Genomic DNA, 13,282 nt, shown 5'->3' with positions numbered 1-13,282 from the left:
TCAGGCAGATGCCAGCCGTTCAATGGCAGACAGGTCGCCCCGACCCAGTGCCTCAATTGCACGCGATGCAATATGGCGCGCCGTGAGCCCGGCCTGATCATACATGGCTGCCGGCGTGTCCTGATCCTGGAAGATATCAGGTAGCGTCATAACTCGCACCTTCAGGCCCCTGTCCAGCCCGCCGCAATTGGCAAGATGCTCAAGAACGAAACTTCCAAAGCCGCCACGAGCGCCCTCTTCAATCGTCACCAGCACTTCATGTTCCTTCGCCAGGCGCTCGACCAGATCATGGTCGAGCGGTTTGGCAAAGCGGGCATCGGCTACGGTGGCGCTCAGGCCCTGCGCGGCCAGCATTTCGGCGGCTTTCAGCGCTTCCTGCAGCCGGGTGCCATAGGAAAGGATCGCAATCGCCGTCCCCTCGCGCACCACCCTGCCCTTGCCGATTTCCAGCGGCTTGAGAAGCTCGGGAATTTCAACACCGATCCCTTCGCCGCGCGGATAGCGGAAAGCGCTGGGCCGGTCATCGATCTGAAGCGAGGTCAGCACCATGCGCGCCAGCTCCGCTTCATCAGACGGCGCCATGCACACAAATCCCGGCAGCGCGCCAAGATAGCCGACATCGAAACTTCCCGCATGGGTCGCCCCATCGGCGCCGACAAGCCCTGCCCGGTCGATAGCAAAGCGAACCGGCAGCTGCTGGATCGCAACATCATGCACAACCTGGTCATAGCCGCGCTGAAGGAAGGTCGAATAGATCGCGCAGAACGGCTTCATGCCATCCGCCGCAAGGCCGGCAGCAAACGTCACCGCATGCTGCTCGGCAATGCCGACATCGAAATGCCGCTCGGGGAACTTCTTCCCGAAAATGTCCGTACTCGTACCAGATGGCATGGCCGCCGTGATGGCACAGATCCTGTCGTCCGTTTCGCCCAGTTTCGCCAGCGTCTGGCCAAACACCTTCTGATAGGCTGGGGCTCCAGCGGCGCCCTTGGCCTGCTCGCCGGTGACCACGGAGAATTTCGAAACCCCGTGATACTTGTCGGCAGAGTTCTCGGCAGGGGCATAGCCCTTGCCCTTCTGCGTCACCACATGCAGCAGGATCGGACCGTCCTGCATCGCCTTGATGTTTTCCAGAAGGTCCAGCAGCGTGTCGAGGTCGTGCCCGTCGACCGGGCCGATATAATAGAACCCCATCTCCTCAAACAGCGTGCCGCCCATCGCAAAGCCGCGCAGATATTCCTCTGCGCGCCGCGCCGGAGATTCCAGCCCCATCGGCTGAACCACCTTCTTGGCAATCCGGCGCAGGCCCCGGTAAGGCCGCGAGGAAACCAGCCGCGAGAAATAATGGCTCATCGCGCCAACCGGGGGCGCAATCGACATGTCGTTATCGTTGAGGATAACGATCATCCGGGAACGGTCGGCACCGGCATTGTTCATGGCTTCATACGCCATGCCGGCCGACATCGACCCATCGCCGATCACGCAGATGACATGATTGTCCTTGCCCTGCAGGTCACGCGCCTTGGCAAAGCCGAGGCCTGCCGAGATCGAGGTCGAGGCATGCGCGGCCCCGAACGGATCGTATTTGCTCTCCGAACGCTTGGTGAAGCCTGAAAGCCCCCCGCCCTGGCGCAGGGTCCGCATCCGGTCCTTGCGCTCGGTCAGGATCTTGTGGGGATAGCACTGGTGGCCCACGTCCCAGATCAGCTTGTCGGCCGGTGCATCGAACACCGCATGGATCGCCACGGTCAGCTCCACCACGCCCAGCCCGGAGCCGAGATGCCCCCCGGTGACCGAGACGACATCAATCACCTCATCGCGCACTTCCACGGCGATCTGTTTCAGATCGGCGCGGCTGCGGCCTTTGAGGTCGGACGGCGAATCTATGGCGTCCAGGAGGCGGTTCGGGCGTGTCTCGGTCATATCTGCGTGCTTTTCTTGTCGTCGCGTGCCCGGTTTTAGCGGGGTCTGTTCAGCACATAATCAACGGAATGCAGCAGGATGTGGGCTTTGTCACGGAAAATTGCCAAATGTTCCTTGGCCTGCGCGGCGAGCAGCCGCACCCTCTGCCGGGCCCCCTCCACCCCCAGAAGGGTCACGAAATTCGCCTTTCCGGCGTCCTTGTCCTTGGAAACTGCCTTGCCCACGATGCTTTCATCCCCCTCTGCATCAAGGATGTCGTCGGCAATCTGATAGGCCAGCCCCAGATCATTGGCGAAACCTGCCAGGGCATTGCGTTCGGCCTCGCGGGCATGGCCGATGATCGCCCCGGCTTCCAGCGCATAGGAAATCAGCGCCCCGGTCTTCAGCCGCTGCATACGGGTGATGGTGTTGAGATCGCGCGGGCTCGCCTCTTCCAGCATGTCGATCATCTGGCCGCCCACCATGCCCCGCGCTCCGGCCGCATCGGCCAGCCGCTCGATCAGCAGAACGCGCACCGCCGGGTCATCATGGGTCTCGGCAGAGGCCAGGATCTTGAACGCCAGCGTCAGCAGCGCGTCCCCGGCCAGCACGGCCGTTGCCTCGTCAAAGGCCTTGTGAACGGTCGGCTGCCCCCTCCGGAAGTCATCATCATCCATGCAGGGCAGATCATCATGCACCAGCGAATAGCAGTGCACGCATTCCAGCGCCGCCGCCGTCCGCAGCAGGCTCTTCTCCGACGCCCCGAACATGGCGCCCGTTTCCAGCACAAGGAAAGGCCGCATCCGCTTGCCATTGGCCAGCGCCGCATGGCGCATGGCGCGCATCAGATTGGCTTCCGGGCCGCTGGCCGGCGGGATCAGCTGATCCAGCGCCACCGTCACCTTGTCGGCAACTTCCGTCAGGCGCTGTTCAAAGTCTGTCACTTCGCCCCGGTCCGGCCCCATGACGGCGAACCTAATCAAAGGCGGCCGGTTCGGTCGTCGGACCGCCGGCGCCCTGTACAATCTGCTCCACCTTCAGCTCGGCCGATTTCAGCCGCGCCTCGCAATGCGCTTTCAGGGCGGCGCCGCGCTCATAGATCGCGATCGACTTTTCCAGCTCGACTTCACCGGCCTCCAGCTGGCGGACAATGCCCTCCAGCTCAGCCAGGGCCTCTTCGAAGCTCATCTTGTCCACGGGTTTGGATTTGACATCCGACATGGCGCGCCTGTCCTGAAAATTCGTTCCAGCCTGTCTAGAGCCCGCTGCCGGGCCCGACAACCGTAATCGTGTCACCGGCCCCGGTATTCGTAGACGCGGTAGCTCCAATAGCTGTCCCCGCCATCCCGCGTGCACACCCAGCCAAGCTGGCGCAGCTCCGGTCTCAGCATCCGGTTGAACCATCCGTGTGCGGCGAGATACACCTTCGCATCGGCCGCCGCCTCGTGCAGCTTCAGCGCCGCCGCCTTGGCGCGCACCCGCGCCTCGCCCACCGATTCGCCGTCCAGTGAATGGCCGGTTAACCAGACCGTCCGGGCCAGCACATTCCAGGTCTTGGGCAGGGCGCGGAAGCCATGCAGTTTTGGCGGGGGAAGCGGCGCTTCATTGAACACCGGATCATAGGTCGCCGTCAGGTGCGGGGCGGCGCTGTCGGCCGTCTGCTGCGCGCGCAGGCGGGCGGAGGCAAACACGATGTCCGCATCGGCCACCATGTCCCTCAATTCCCTGGGCGCTTCCTGCCCTTCCGCCAGGGGGCCTTTTTCATAATTGGCCCACCAGTCGATATAGTCCTGCCAGTGCAGGCGCGGCCCCAGATTCCGGTCAAGCGCCGGGCGGCCATGGCGCGATATGATGATCGGCCCACGGCGCTGCTTTGTCGATGTCGTGTTGGGCATCGCCAGTTATCCGTACTGCCGCAGGGGCCCCGCGCCCCCGTTCAAATCCGGACTAGCGGGGTTAGCCGCAGCGGGCAAGATACGGATTTCCGGGGTCAGAGACCCTTCCAGACGCGTTTGCGGCAGGGCTCATCATCCTGCAGTTTGCACCGGTGGAACGTCATCAACACGGTGTCGGCGCGCCCGATCAGATGGTCCAGCGGCACAAAGCCGATGGAGGCATCATCTGCCGCCACGCGCAGGGGGCAGCCTGCCCGGTCCACCACACCGTTGACCGGCGGGCAATGGCCGGAAAGCTCGCGGCTGTCATAGGAATTGTTGCGGTTGTCCCCCACCAGGAACATGTGCCCTTCGGGCACGATGAACAGCACCGTGTCATCCACGGCATGCCCGCGCAGGCCGCGATGGGTCAGCCAGGTCTTGTCGCCAATCGTCTCGCGCCATTCATGCGCTGTGTCGATAATATTCGTCCGGTCGGGAATATAGCGCACCGTGCGCACGAATTCCGCCTGCACCGGCTGGCCATTGATCACCAGCGCCTCATTGATCATCTGCACCGTATCGCCCGGCAGGCCCACCACGCGCTTGATCATCACCCGGTCAGAATGGGTATGCTCGAAAACCACCACATCGCCGCGCTCCGGCGTGCCGGGGAAGAACCGCCCCTCGCCCAGCGGCAGATAGCGCCCGATGCTCAGGGGCAGCGAATAGCGCCCATAGCCGAAAGCAAACTTGGCCACCGCCACCCGGTCGCCCACTTCCAGGGTCGGCACCATGCTCTCGGAGGGGATAACGCGCTGTTCGTAAAGCAGGCCGGTGAACAGAAGGAACGCCGGCGCCACAATCGCCAGCGTCGCGCCCCATTCGCGCAGCTCCTGCTTGATCTTCGCCCAGAGGCCTGTCTCTGCTGCCGGCGCCTCGGCGGCCACGCTGTTATCCTCAGTCATTCAAACCCCATAGCAGGCGCCGCTCTTAAGGCAGGCGGGGAAGTCTTAAACGATAAGCTGCCCCCTTGCGAAGGCGAAATGCCCCGCGCCACTGCTATTCAATGTGAGACGAAACAGCGCTTCAGGCGAGGCTGTAAAGCAGCGCGCCATCCGTATCGGGCCGGGTTTTCACCTCTCCGCGATGGATCAGGTAATTGAGGTGCGCCAGCGCCTCGCCCGTTGCACTGCCCATTTCATCGTCTTTGATCGCCCGGCCAAACAGCGTCACGAAGGTCTCCGGCACCTTTGCAGGCCCCTTCTCCAGCTTCTGCCGCAGGCGCGTCAGCGAGGTTTCATGGCCCGCAATCAGGTTGCGCAGCCGGATATGCGCGCCGGTGAACGGCTCATTGTGCGCCGGCAGGATGAAGCAATCCTCGGGCAGCTCCCGCAGCAGCTTCTCGCAGCTCCTGATCCAGTCATCCAGCGGATTGGCCGCCGGTTCGGTCGGATGCACCGAAACGTTCGACGAAATCCGCGGCAACAGCTGGTCGCCCGTGATCGCCACATTTAGCGCGGGGCTGAACAGGCACACATGCTCGGGCGAATGGCCGTTGCCGGTGATCACCCGCCAGTCCTGCCCGGCCAGGCGCACGGTGTCGCCCTCCTCCAGCCGGCGGAAGGCGTCGGGCATCTGGCTGACGCCCCGCCCGAACCCGCCAAATCGGGAGACGTAATTGTCGATGGCCTTCTGCGGCCAGCCGGCGCGGACATAGAAATCGATTCCCGCCTTCGGCGCGTCGCGGCCCGTATCGGCCACCAGCATCCGGCAGGTCGTATACTCCAAGCGGCTGATCCACAGCTCGGCGTCATACTTGTAGCAGAGCCAGCCCGCCGCCCCGATATGGTCGGGGTGCATGTGGGTGATGATCACCCGCTTCAGCGGCTTGTCCGCCGTCACCCGCTCGCCCAGGAGCTTCCGCCAGGCATCCTTGGTGTCCGGCAGCGGCATCCCGGTGTCCACAATCGTCCAGCCATCGCCATCATCAATGATCCACACATTGATGAACTTCAGCGAGAAAGGCAGCGGCATCCGCGTCCACTCGACGCCGGGCGCCACCTCGATCGTTTCGCCAGGCTCCGGCGCGCGCGTGCCATGCGGAAATGTCAGACCCTTGTACTGGGTCGGTTCTGAGAGAAATCCATCCATGCGTCCACGATACGGCGGCAGGTTCCCCCGTCGAGCCGTCACGCGGGGGAAAGATCACTTGATCGGCTTGCGATCCCTGGGGGCAAGCTTCGTGCGCTTGAACTTGTCACCTTTCAGCGCGGAGGGCCGGTTGCCATCCGCCTTGGGCGCGGCCGCCACCGGCTTGGTGCCCGCCCGGGCAGGCTTGCCACCGGGGCGCGGCGGCTTTGCCCCTGCACGGTCTGGTTTCGGACCCGCGCGATCAGGTCTGGGGCCGGCACGCTCTGGTCTGGGGCCATCCCGGTCGGGTCTCGGGCCTTTGCGTTCGGGTCTGGCCCCGTCCCGGCCGGCTCCAGGTCCGGAGCGGGGCTTATCCGTCCGGCCCTGTCCGGGCTTTGTCCCGAATTGTCCATTTCTGTCCGGATTTGTCCGCGAACTGTCCTGGCCTGTCCCGGATCTGTCGCGTTTTGGCCCGTCGCTGGCACGCGGGCGGTCCTCGCGGAGGGGTGGGCGCGCGCGCACCTCTTCCCCGGCGCCGGCTGCCAGCAAGGCGGCCCGTTCCTTGGCGCCCAGTGGCCGCCATTTGCCCTCCGGCAGCCCCGCCAGCAGGATCGGGCCCACCCGAATCCGCTGCAAATCCAGGACTCTAAGCTCAACCAGGTCGCACATCCGCCGGATCTGGCGGTTGCGTCCTTCCTTCAGGATGAAGCGCAGCGTGTTGTTCCGCTCCTGCTGAACCTCCGCTGGGCGCAGCTGCCGCCCGTCCAGTTCCAGCCCATGCCGCAGCAGCGCCACCTTGGCAGGCGTGATGTCGCCTCTCACCCGCACAAGGTATTCCTTGTCCATGTCGCTCAGGGGGCCGATGATCGCCTTCGCCAGCACGCCATCCTCCGACAGAATCAGCAGTCCGTGCGAATCCTTGTCGAGCCGTCCCAGCGGCGCCATCTTGTTCGAACGCTGCGGGATAGCATGCGCGCTGCCAGACAGGTTTTCCTCGGTAACCAGCCGTATCGCCGGAATTTCTCCCGGCTCCGGAGTCCCGGAAACATACCCCACCGGCTTGTTCAGGATTACCGACAGCTGATTGTCCAGCCGCCGGGAAGCGGCGTCCGTCAGGCTCAACGTCTGCCCCTTGGTGACGCGCTCACCCGCCACCGTCACGGGCTTACCATCCAGTTGTATAAGGCCTTTTTCGATCAACGCATCGGCTTCCCGGCGCGAACACACGCCTTCCTGGGCCAGCCATTTGTTGATGCGTACCGGCTCTTCGCCGGTATAGGTCTTCGTCCAGGCCATGCGCCGGTTTGCTCCCTCGGGGTCAGCGCCCCTCTTACGGGGCTCTGCTCAAACCATCAACAACAGCCCCGCAGGCACAGGGCGTTGGGCGCTAGATCCCAAACAGCGCCTTGCTGCCCTCCAGGAAACGCGCCCCCCCTTCCGTGATGGCCGGCACGCGCCCCGGTGCCGAGGCCAATGCCGTCTCCGCAAAGAAGCCCGCCAGCGCCAGCTGCCGCGCCCGCTGGTCCATGTCCTGCCCGCCGCGCGCCGCAATCGCGCCCAGCGCCAGGAAATGCCCACCGATCACATCACCCGCCAGCGCCAGATACTCCGTTGCGCCTGCAAGGCCCTTCTCCGGCTCGTCGGCCAGCGTCTTCACCATCCAGTCGCTCGCCTCGGACAACGCAGCGGACGCGGCTTTCAACCGGTCGGCAATCTGCACCAGCTGCGGATCATTCGTGGCGCGGGCCTGACGCACGGTTTCTTCGATCTCCCCGATCATTGCCTGCATCGACGCGCCCTTGGTGCCCGAGAGTTTGCGGCCAACAAGGTCGATCGCCTGAATGCCATTAGTGCCCTCATAGATCGGCGCAATCCGGGCATCCCGGTAAAGCTGCGCAGCAAGCGTCTCGTTCATGAAGCCCATGCCGCCATGCACCTGCACGCCGAGGCTCGCCACCTCCACGCCCACATCCGTGCTCCAGGCCTTGGCGATGGGGGTCAGCAGGTCTTCCCGCATCTTCGCCGCCGCCCGCACATCCGGATCGGGGGCGCTGTGGGCAAGGTCCGCCGCCACACCGCAGGCATAACAGATCGCCCGGGCCGCAGCGACTTTCGCCCGCATGGTCGTCAGTGTACGGCGTACATCGGCATGATGCAGGATCGGCGCCGGGCCGGTGACGCCTGCGGCGGCGCCCTGCTTGCGTTCCTGCGCATAGGCAAAGGCCGTCTGGAACGCCGCCTCGCCCACTGCCACGCCTTCCAGGCCGACATTCAGGCGTGCCGAGTTCATCATCGTGAACATGCAGGCCAGCCCGCGATTGGCCTCCCCGATCAGCCAGCCCTTGGCTCCCGCATACTCCATCACACAGGTCGGGCTGCCATGGATGCCCATTTTCTTCTCAAGGCCGATGCAGCGCAGACTGTTGCGCGCGCCGGGATTTCCATCCGCATCCAGAAGGAATTTCGGAACAATGAACAGCGAAATACCCTTCGACCCCGCCGGCGCATCCGGCAGGCGCGCCAGCACGAGATGGATGATATTCTCAGCCATGTCATGATCGCCCCAGGTGATGTAGATTTTCTGACCCGTGATCGAATAGCTGCCATCCTCATTGGGCTCGGCTTTGGTCTTGAGGGCGCCGACATCACTGCCTGCCTGCGGCTCAGTCAGGTTCATCGTGCCTGTCCACTCGCCCGAGACGAGCCTTGGCAGATAGGCCGCGCGCTGCGCATCGGTGCCATGCGCCAGCAGCGCCTCAATCGCCCCGAAGCTCAGCATCGGGCAAAGGCCGAACGCCATATTGGCGCCATGGAACATTTCCATCACGGCCAGCGCCAGCGCCTTGGGCAGGCCCTGCCCGCCCCATTCTTCGGGCGCTGCCAGCCCCATCCAGCCGCCTTCCACGAAGGCCTTGTACGCGTCGCCAAATCCTGGCGGCGCAATCACACCCTCCCCCGTGAGGAGGGCCCCATGCGCATCCCCCACCGGGTTCAGCGGCGCCAGCACATCGCGCGCCAGCTTGGCGGCCTCCTCAAGGATCGGGCGCACCAGATCGGGATCATACGCCTCATGGCCCGGCAGCCCCTGCAGCCGCTCAATCCGCGCAAAAGCGTTCAAGGCAAACTCAATATCGCTGACCGGAGCGTCGTAAGCCATGTCGATCCCTTCGTGTTTCTGAATAAATGATATGTCGCGCGGATGTTAAAGTTGAGGTTCACACTGTAGGTGTGTGCATTAGTTAGTGTGTTCCCATACGGCAATTGGAGGGACTGATTCCATGCGACTTCTGCTCATCTCCGCCAGCGCGCTTATGCTGGCGGCCTGCTCTGAAACCACCCCGGCAGCTTCTGCCCCCGCAGCCCCGGCCCCGGAAGCGGCTGCACCGGCGGCTGACGAGAACGTCGAATACGGCGCGGCCGGCACCTACGCCATCGACCCGACGCACACCTCCGTCACCTGGCGCGTCGATCATTTTGGCCTCTCCCAGTACACCGGCCGCTTCAAGACCGTGGATGCCACGCTGCAGTTCAACCCGGAAGACCCAGCCGCCAACAGCATCACCGTCACCATCGACCCCCTCTCGGTCGAAACCGACTATCCGGCAGACTACAAAGCCAGCCATGCCGACAGCCCCTACGCGACCTGGAACGAAGATCTTGGCCGTAACTCCAACTGGCTGAATGGTGACGCTTTCCCGCAAATCACCTTCACCAGCACCTCGATCACCCAGGAAACCGCCAGCACCGGCAAGGTGACCGGCGATCTCACCTTCCTCGGCGTGACCCGGCCGGTTACCCTGGATGTGACCTATAACGGCAAGGCAAACTTCCCCTGGGCCCCGGACGCCGACAAGATCGGTTTCTCCGCCAGAACGGTCCTGAAACGGTCGGATTTCGGTAATGCTACGTATGCCCCGAACATCGGTGATGAAGTTGAAGTCATTATTGAAACCGAGTTCCAGCAGGTTGTTGCGCCGGCTGAACCGGCCCCTGCAGAGTAGGCCAAGATGACATCCTCCTCACCGGCTGCGCGCTATACGTCGGTTGCCATTGCCCTTCACTGGGCCATGGCGCTCCTCATCCTCTTCATGATCTGGCTGGGCTGGAACATGGACGAGAACGAGGTCCGGTATCAGCTGCACAAGTCGGTGGGGATCACGCTTCTCTTTCTGACAGTCGCCAGGATCGCCTGGCGGCTGCTCAACCCCCCACCTCCTGAACCTAGCACGCTGAAATCATGGGAACAGAAGCTGTCGAGCGCGGTGCACATCGCTTTCTACGCCCTGATGGTCATCATTCCGCTGGCCGGCTGGCTGCTCGTGTCCATCTCCCCCTTCCAGATTTCAACCGTTCTCTTCGGGGCGGTGGACTGGCCCCACCTGCCCTTCACTTCCGGCCTGCGCCAGGGCAACGAGCTGCTTCATGGCATCGTGGAGAATGTTCACTCCAAGGGCGCCTGGGTCATCATTGTGCTGCTGGGTCTGCACATCGCCGGCGCCGTGAAGCACGAATTTGGCGGCGAAGAAGGCGTCCTCAAGCGGATGGTCCCCGGCCTCTTCGGCAAGACATCGCCGCCCTCCCCGCCAGCCCGCGGCGCGGTAATCGCCTTCGGCAGCAGCCTCGTTCTCTTCGCGCTGATCGCGGCAGTGCCGCTCATCGGCGCCAACGGCTCGGGCACCAACCCGGCACAAACCGCCTCGGGCACGAAAGCAACAGGCAACTGGGCCGTGGACTATGCCGTCTCGGAAATCGGCTTCTCCGGCGTCTATGATGGCAAACCGTTTGGCGGCAAATTCCAGAACTGGTCCGCCGATGTCGGCTTCTATCCTGAGGAACTTGCGGCTTCAGCCGTCACTGTCATGGTCGAGACTGGCAGCGTCACCACCGGCACCAAGCTCTACGATTCCACGCTGCGTGAAGCTGAATGGTTCAACACCGGCGCCTTCCCGCAGGCAACCGTTGCCCTTTCCGGCTTTCAGGCCAGAGGCGAAGACACCTACAGCGCCACCGCCACAATGACACTCAAAGGCAGGGAAACCAGCGTCCCGCTGGATTTCCAGCTGAGGATCAATGGCGACCAGGCCACCCTCGAGGGAAAGGCCGTCTTCTCCCGCAAGGCGCTCGATCTTGGCCAGGTGTCAGATGCCAGCGGCAGCTGGGTCTCTGATGAAATCACCGTCACGGTCACCGGCCAGGCAACCCGCACCAACTAGGCTGGGCCAGCCAGCCGCCTCGCCTCATTGACCCCGCCGGGCGCAGTGCTAAGCGAGACGGCATGTCCGCGCCCATCGTTCCCGTCCTGCCCGAAACCCTCGCTTTGGCGGTGGAAATCCTGAATGAGGGCGGCCTTGTCGCCATGCCGACCGAGACCGTTTACGGCCTGGCGGCGGACGCCTCCAACCCCGAAGCCGTCGTGCGCCTTTACGAGGCGAAGGGCCGCCCGCGTTTCAACCCCCTGATCGCGCATGTATCCGGGCTGCCGATGGCCATGCGGGAGGCGGTTTTCTCGCCCCTTGCGGCAAGCCTCGCCCAGGAATTCTGGCCCGGCCCGCTGACGCTGGTGTTGCCCGTCATTCCGGGTGGAACGGTCTGCGATCTCGCCCGCTCCGGCCTGCAGACGGTCGGCCTGCGCTGCCCGTCCCACATGGCCGCGAATGCCTTGATCAAGGAATTTGACCGCCCGGTGGTCGCGCCCTCGGCAAACCGGTCGGGCCATGTCAGCCCCACGCGCGCCGATCACGTTGCCGCTGACCTGGCAGACCGGATTGACCTCATCCTCGATGGCGGCCCGTGCGATGTCGGCATCGAGTCGACCATCATTGCCGTGGAGGGGGATGCCGTCACCCTGCTGCGGTCTGGCGCTGTCCCGGCAGACAGGCTGGAAGCCTTCATCGGCAAGCCGCTAGCGCGCCCCAGCGGCGGCGGCATTTCCGCGCCCGGCATGCTCAAATCCCATTATGCCCCAAAGGCACGCCTGCGCCTGAACGCGGAAGCGCCCGAGTCTGGCGAAGGCTATCTGGGTTTCGGGCCGGGCGTTCGCGAGGGTCTCAACCTCTCCCCGGAGGGAGACCTCGCCGAAGCCGCCACCAAGCTGTTTGCCATGCTGCGCGCGCTGGACGCCCGGTTTGACCGCATCGCCGTGGCGCCCATTCCGCAGGAAGGGCTCGGCGAAGCCATCAATGACAGGCTGGCGCGCGCCGCGCACCGGGATAGCTGATGCCGGGCGGCCTCAACCGCCCATGATATCCTCTTTGAGGACCGTCATCATGAACTGGTAGGAGGTCTCGCCCTCGTCTTCGTCCTTGTAGACGACCGCAATGAACTCTGCGCCAAGGTAAACCTCAACCGAGTCATTGGCCTTGTCCCGCGCCAGCAGGCGCAGGCCGGGATGAAGCTTTTCCTTGAGATATGCCTCAAGACGCAATGTTTCTTCGCGCTCCATGGCGGCACTCCTTGTATTATCTGAACTTGCTGGCGCGGAACCTAGCCAGTTTCGCTTCCAGTGCAATGCACGGGCTGCAACGCCCTGTGAAGCCTAGTCTGCCTAAGTCTCGGGGATCGCCTGATCCATGCTCTGCGCCGGCTGGCAGCAGGTGGGCCCGGAAACGATCTTGGCCGGAACGCCCGCCACGGTGCAGCGCGCCGGAACATCCTTCAGCACGACACTGCCGGCGGCAACCTTCGCCTCGTCCCCAATGGTGATGTTGCCCAGGATCTTCGCGCCGACAGACAAGAGCACACCGCGCCCGATCTTCGGGTGCCGGTCGCCCACTTCCTTGCCCGTGCCGCCCAGGGTGACGCCATGCAGCAGCGAGCATCCTTCGCCCACAATCGCCGTCTCGCCAATGGTGATGCCTGAGGCATGGTCGAGCATGACAGCGCGGCCGATGCGGGCGGCGGGGTGAATATCCACACCGAACAGCTCCGAAGCGCGGCTCTGGAAATGAAAGGCCAGCGTTTCCCGCCCCTGCCGCCACAGCTCATGTGCAATCCGGTGGGTCTGCAGCGCCAGGAAGCCCTTGAAGAACAGGAAAGGCTGCAGCATCCCGCGCGCTGCAGGGTCGCGCTCGATCACCGCCTGCATGTCCGCTTCGGCGTAATCGATCAGAGATGGCGCGCTGTCATAAACCGCCGAAAGGATATGCCGCACCTGCTGCGGCCCCATGCCCGGCCCGGAGAGCTTTTCGGCCAGATGGAAAGAAAGCGCTTGCCCCAGCGTGTCGTGTGACAGGATGGCGGCATTCAGATAGCTCGCCAGCGTCGGCTCCTCTGCCGCCGCAGCCTGGGCCTCAAATCTCAACCTTTTCCAGGCGGGGGGCGGCGCGCCGATATCCGGATTTTCCATTCTGGCTGCCTCTCTGTGATCTGTTGGG

13 protein-coding genes are annotated in these 13,282 nt (G+C 64.0%); 3 read left to right on the top strand and 10 right to left on the bottom strand.

Annotated features, from left to right (window positions below):
- The 8 genes from dxs to C0456_RS01600 all read right to left on the bottom strand — a co-directional run bounded on the left by dxs (position 1) and on the right by C0456_RS01600 (position 9,066).
- Positions 1–1,923, bottom strand: coding sequence for a 1-deoxy-D-xylulose-5-phosphate synthase (dxs, locus tag C0456_RS01635; protein WP_291047649.1), 1,923 nt, complete (start codon positions 1,921–1,923; stop codon positions 1–3).
- A 35-nt stretch (positions 1,924–1,958) separates the two neighbouring features.
- On the bottom strand, positions 1,959–2,846 hold the full coding sequence (locus C0456_RS01630) for a polyprenyl synthetase family protein (RefSeq protein ID WP_291047648.1): 888 nt from the start codon (positions 2,844–2,846) through the stop codon (positions 1,959–1,961).
- A 31-nt stretch (positions 2,847–2,877) separates the two neighbouring features.
- Positions 2,878–3,123, bottom strand: a complete 246-nt coding sequence (locus tag C0456_RS01625; RefSeq protein ID WP_035596185.1) for an exodeoxyribonuclease VII small subunit — start codon at positions 3,121–3,123, stop codon at positions 2,878–2,880.
- A gap of 71 nt (positions 3,124–3,194) precedes the next feature.
- Positions 3,195–3,797, bottom strand: coding sequence for a histidine phosphatase family protein (locus C0456_RS01620; RefSeq protein WP_291047647.1), 603 nt, complete (start codon positions 3,795–3,797; stop codon positions 3,195–3,197).
- Between the two features lie 95 nt (positions 3,798–3,892).
- Positions 3,893–4,744: a signal peptidase I gene (gene lepB, locus C0456_RS01615; protein WP_291047646.1), complete on the bottom strand. Its 852-nt coding sequence runs from the start codon at positions 4,742–4,744 to the stop codon at positions 3,893–3,895.
- A 121-nt stretch (positions 4,745–4,865) separates the two neighbouring features.
- A complete protein-coding gene (locus C0456_RS01610) occupies positions 4,866–5,930 on the bottom strand; it encodes an MBL fold metallo-hydrolase (RefSeq protein WP_291047644.1) in 1,065 nt (354 codons plus the stop codon).
- Positions 5,931–5,984: 54 nt separating this feature from the next.
- Positions 5,985–7,205, bottom strand: coding sequence for a pseudouridine synthase (locus C0456_RS01605; protein ID WP_291047642.1), 1,221 nt, complete (start codon positions 7,203–7,205; stop codon positions 5,985–5,987).
- A 91-nt stretch (positions 7,206–7,296) separates the two neighbouring features.
- Positions 7,297–9,066 carry an acyl-CoA dehydrogenase gene (locus C0456_RS01600; RefSeq protein WP_291047640.1) on the bottom strand — a complete coding sequence of 590 codons (1,770 nt, stop codon included), beginning with the start codon at positions 9,064–9,066 and terminating at the stop codon, positions 7,297–7,299.
- A gap of 121 nt (positions 9,067–9,187) precedes the next feature.
- Here C0456_RS01600 and C0456_RS01595 point away from each other — a divergent pair, with 121 nt between their 5' ends.
- The 3 genes from C0456_RS01595 to C0456_RS01585 all read left to right on the top strand — a co-directional run bounded on the left by C0456_RS01595 (position 9,188) and on the right by C0456_RS01585 (position 12,126).
- Positions 9,188–9,910, top strand: coding sequence for a YceI family protein (locus C0456_RS01595; protein WP_291047638.1), 723 nt, complete (start codon positions 9,188–9,190; stop codon positions 9,908–9,910).
- A 6-nt stretch (positions 9,911–9,916) separates the two neighbouring features.
- Positions 9,917–11,122 (top strand): cytochrome b/b6 domain-containing protein, encoded by a 1,206-nt coding sequence (locus tag C0456_RS01590; protein ID WP_291047636.1) that lies wholly within the window; start codon positions 9,917–9,919, stop codon positions 11,120–11,122.
- A 62-nt stretch (positions 11,123–11,184) separates the two neighbouring features.
- A complete protein-coding gene (locus tag C0456_RS01585) occupies positions 11,185–12,126 on the top strand; it encodes an L-threonylcarbamoyladenylate synthase (protein WP_291047635.1) in 942 nt (313 codons plus the stop codon).
- A gap of 12 nt (positions 12,127–12,138) precedes the next feature.
- On the opposite strand, the gene C0456_RS01580 is transcribed toward C0456_RS01585, so the two are convergent.
- Both C0456_RS01580 and cysE read right to left on the bottom strand, forming a co-directional pair.
- On the bottom strand, positions 12,139–12,351 hold the full coding sequence (locus tag C0456_RS01580) for a DUF3126 family protein (protein WP_291047634.1): 213 nt from the start codon (positions 12,349–12,351) through the stop codon (positions 12,139–12,141).
- 102 nt (positions 12,352–12,453) lie between these two features.
- The gene (cysE, locus tag C0456_RS01575) at positions 12,454–13,254 is read right to left on the bottom strand and encodes a serine O-acetyltransferase (RefSeq protein ID WP_291047633.1); all 801 of its coding nucleotides are present in this window, start codon (positions 13,252–13,254) and stop codon (positions 12,454–12,456) included.
- Between the last annotated feature and the right edge of the window lie 28 nt (positions 13,255–13,282).

The organism is Hyphomonas sp. (assembly GCF_013823385.1).
Taxonomy (GTDB): Bacteria; Pseudomonadota; Alphaproteobacteria; order Caulobacterales; family Hyphomonadaceae; genus Hyphomonas.
Note: the sequence above shows the minus strand (reverse complement) of the source record. Positions and strands in the feature narration are given on the sequence as shown.

Excerpts from the sequence above, each read along its gene's own strand:
- dxs (WP_291047649.1), bottom strand. The coding sequence starts at position 1,923 with ATGACCGAGACACGCCCGAACCGCCTCCTGGACGCCATAGATTCGCCG.
- C0456_RS01625 (WP_035596185.1), bottom strand. The coding sequence starts at position 3,123 with ATGTCGGATGTCAAATCCAAACCCGTGGACAAGATGAGCTTCGAAGAG.
- C0456_RS01620 (WP_291047647.1), bottom strand. The coding sequence starts at position 3,797 with ATGCCCAACACGACATCGACAAAGCAGCGCCGTGGGCCGATCATCATA.
- lepB (WP_291047646.1), bottom strand. The coding sequence starts at position 4,744 with ATGACTGAGGATAACAGCGTGGCCGCCGAGGCGCCGGCAGCAGAGACA.
- C0456_RS01610 (WP_291047644.1), bottom strand. The coding sequence starts at position 5,930 with ATGGATGGATTTCTCTCAGAACCGACCCAGTACAAGGGTCTGACATTT.
- C0456_RS01605 (WP_291047642.1), bottom strand. The coding sequence starts at position 7,205 with ATGGCCTGGACGAAGACCTATACCGGCGAAGAGCCGGTACGCATCAAC.
- C0456_RS01600 (WP_291047640.1), bottom strand. The coding sequence starts at position 9,066 with ATGGCTTACGACGCTCCGGTCAGCGATATTGAGTTTGCCTTGAACGCT.
- C0456_RS01595 (WP_291047638.1), top strand. The coding sequence starts at position 9,188 with ATGCGACTTCTGCTCATCTCCGCCAGCGCGCTTATGCTGGCGGCCTGC.
- C0456_RS01590 (WP_291047636.1), top strand. The coding sequence starts at position 9,917 with ATGACATCCTCCTCACCGGCTGCGCGCTATACGTCGGTTGCCATTGCC.
- C0456_RS01585 (WP_291047635.1), top strand. The coding sequence starts at position 11,185 with ATGTCCGCGCCCATCGTTCCCGTCCTGCCCGAAACCCTCGCTTTGGCG.
- C0456_RS01580 (WP_291047634.1), bottom strand. The coding sequence starts at position 12,351 with ATGGAGCGCGAAGAAACATTGCGTCTTGAGGCATATCTCAAGGAAAAG.
- cysE (WP_291047633.1), bottom strand. The coding sequence starts at position 13,254 with ATGGAAAATCCGGATATCGGCGCGCCGCCCCCCGCCTGGAAAAGGTTG.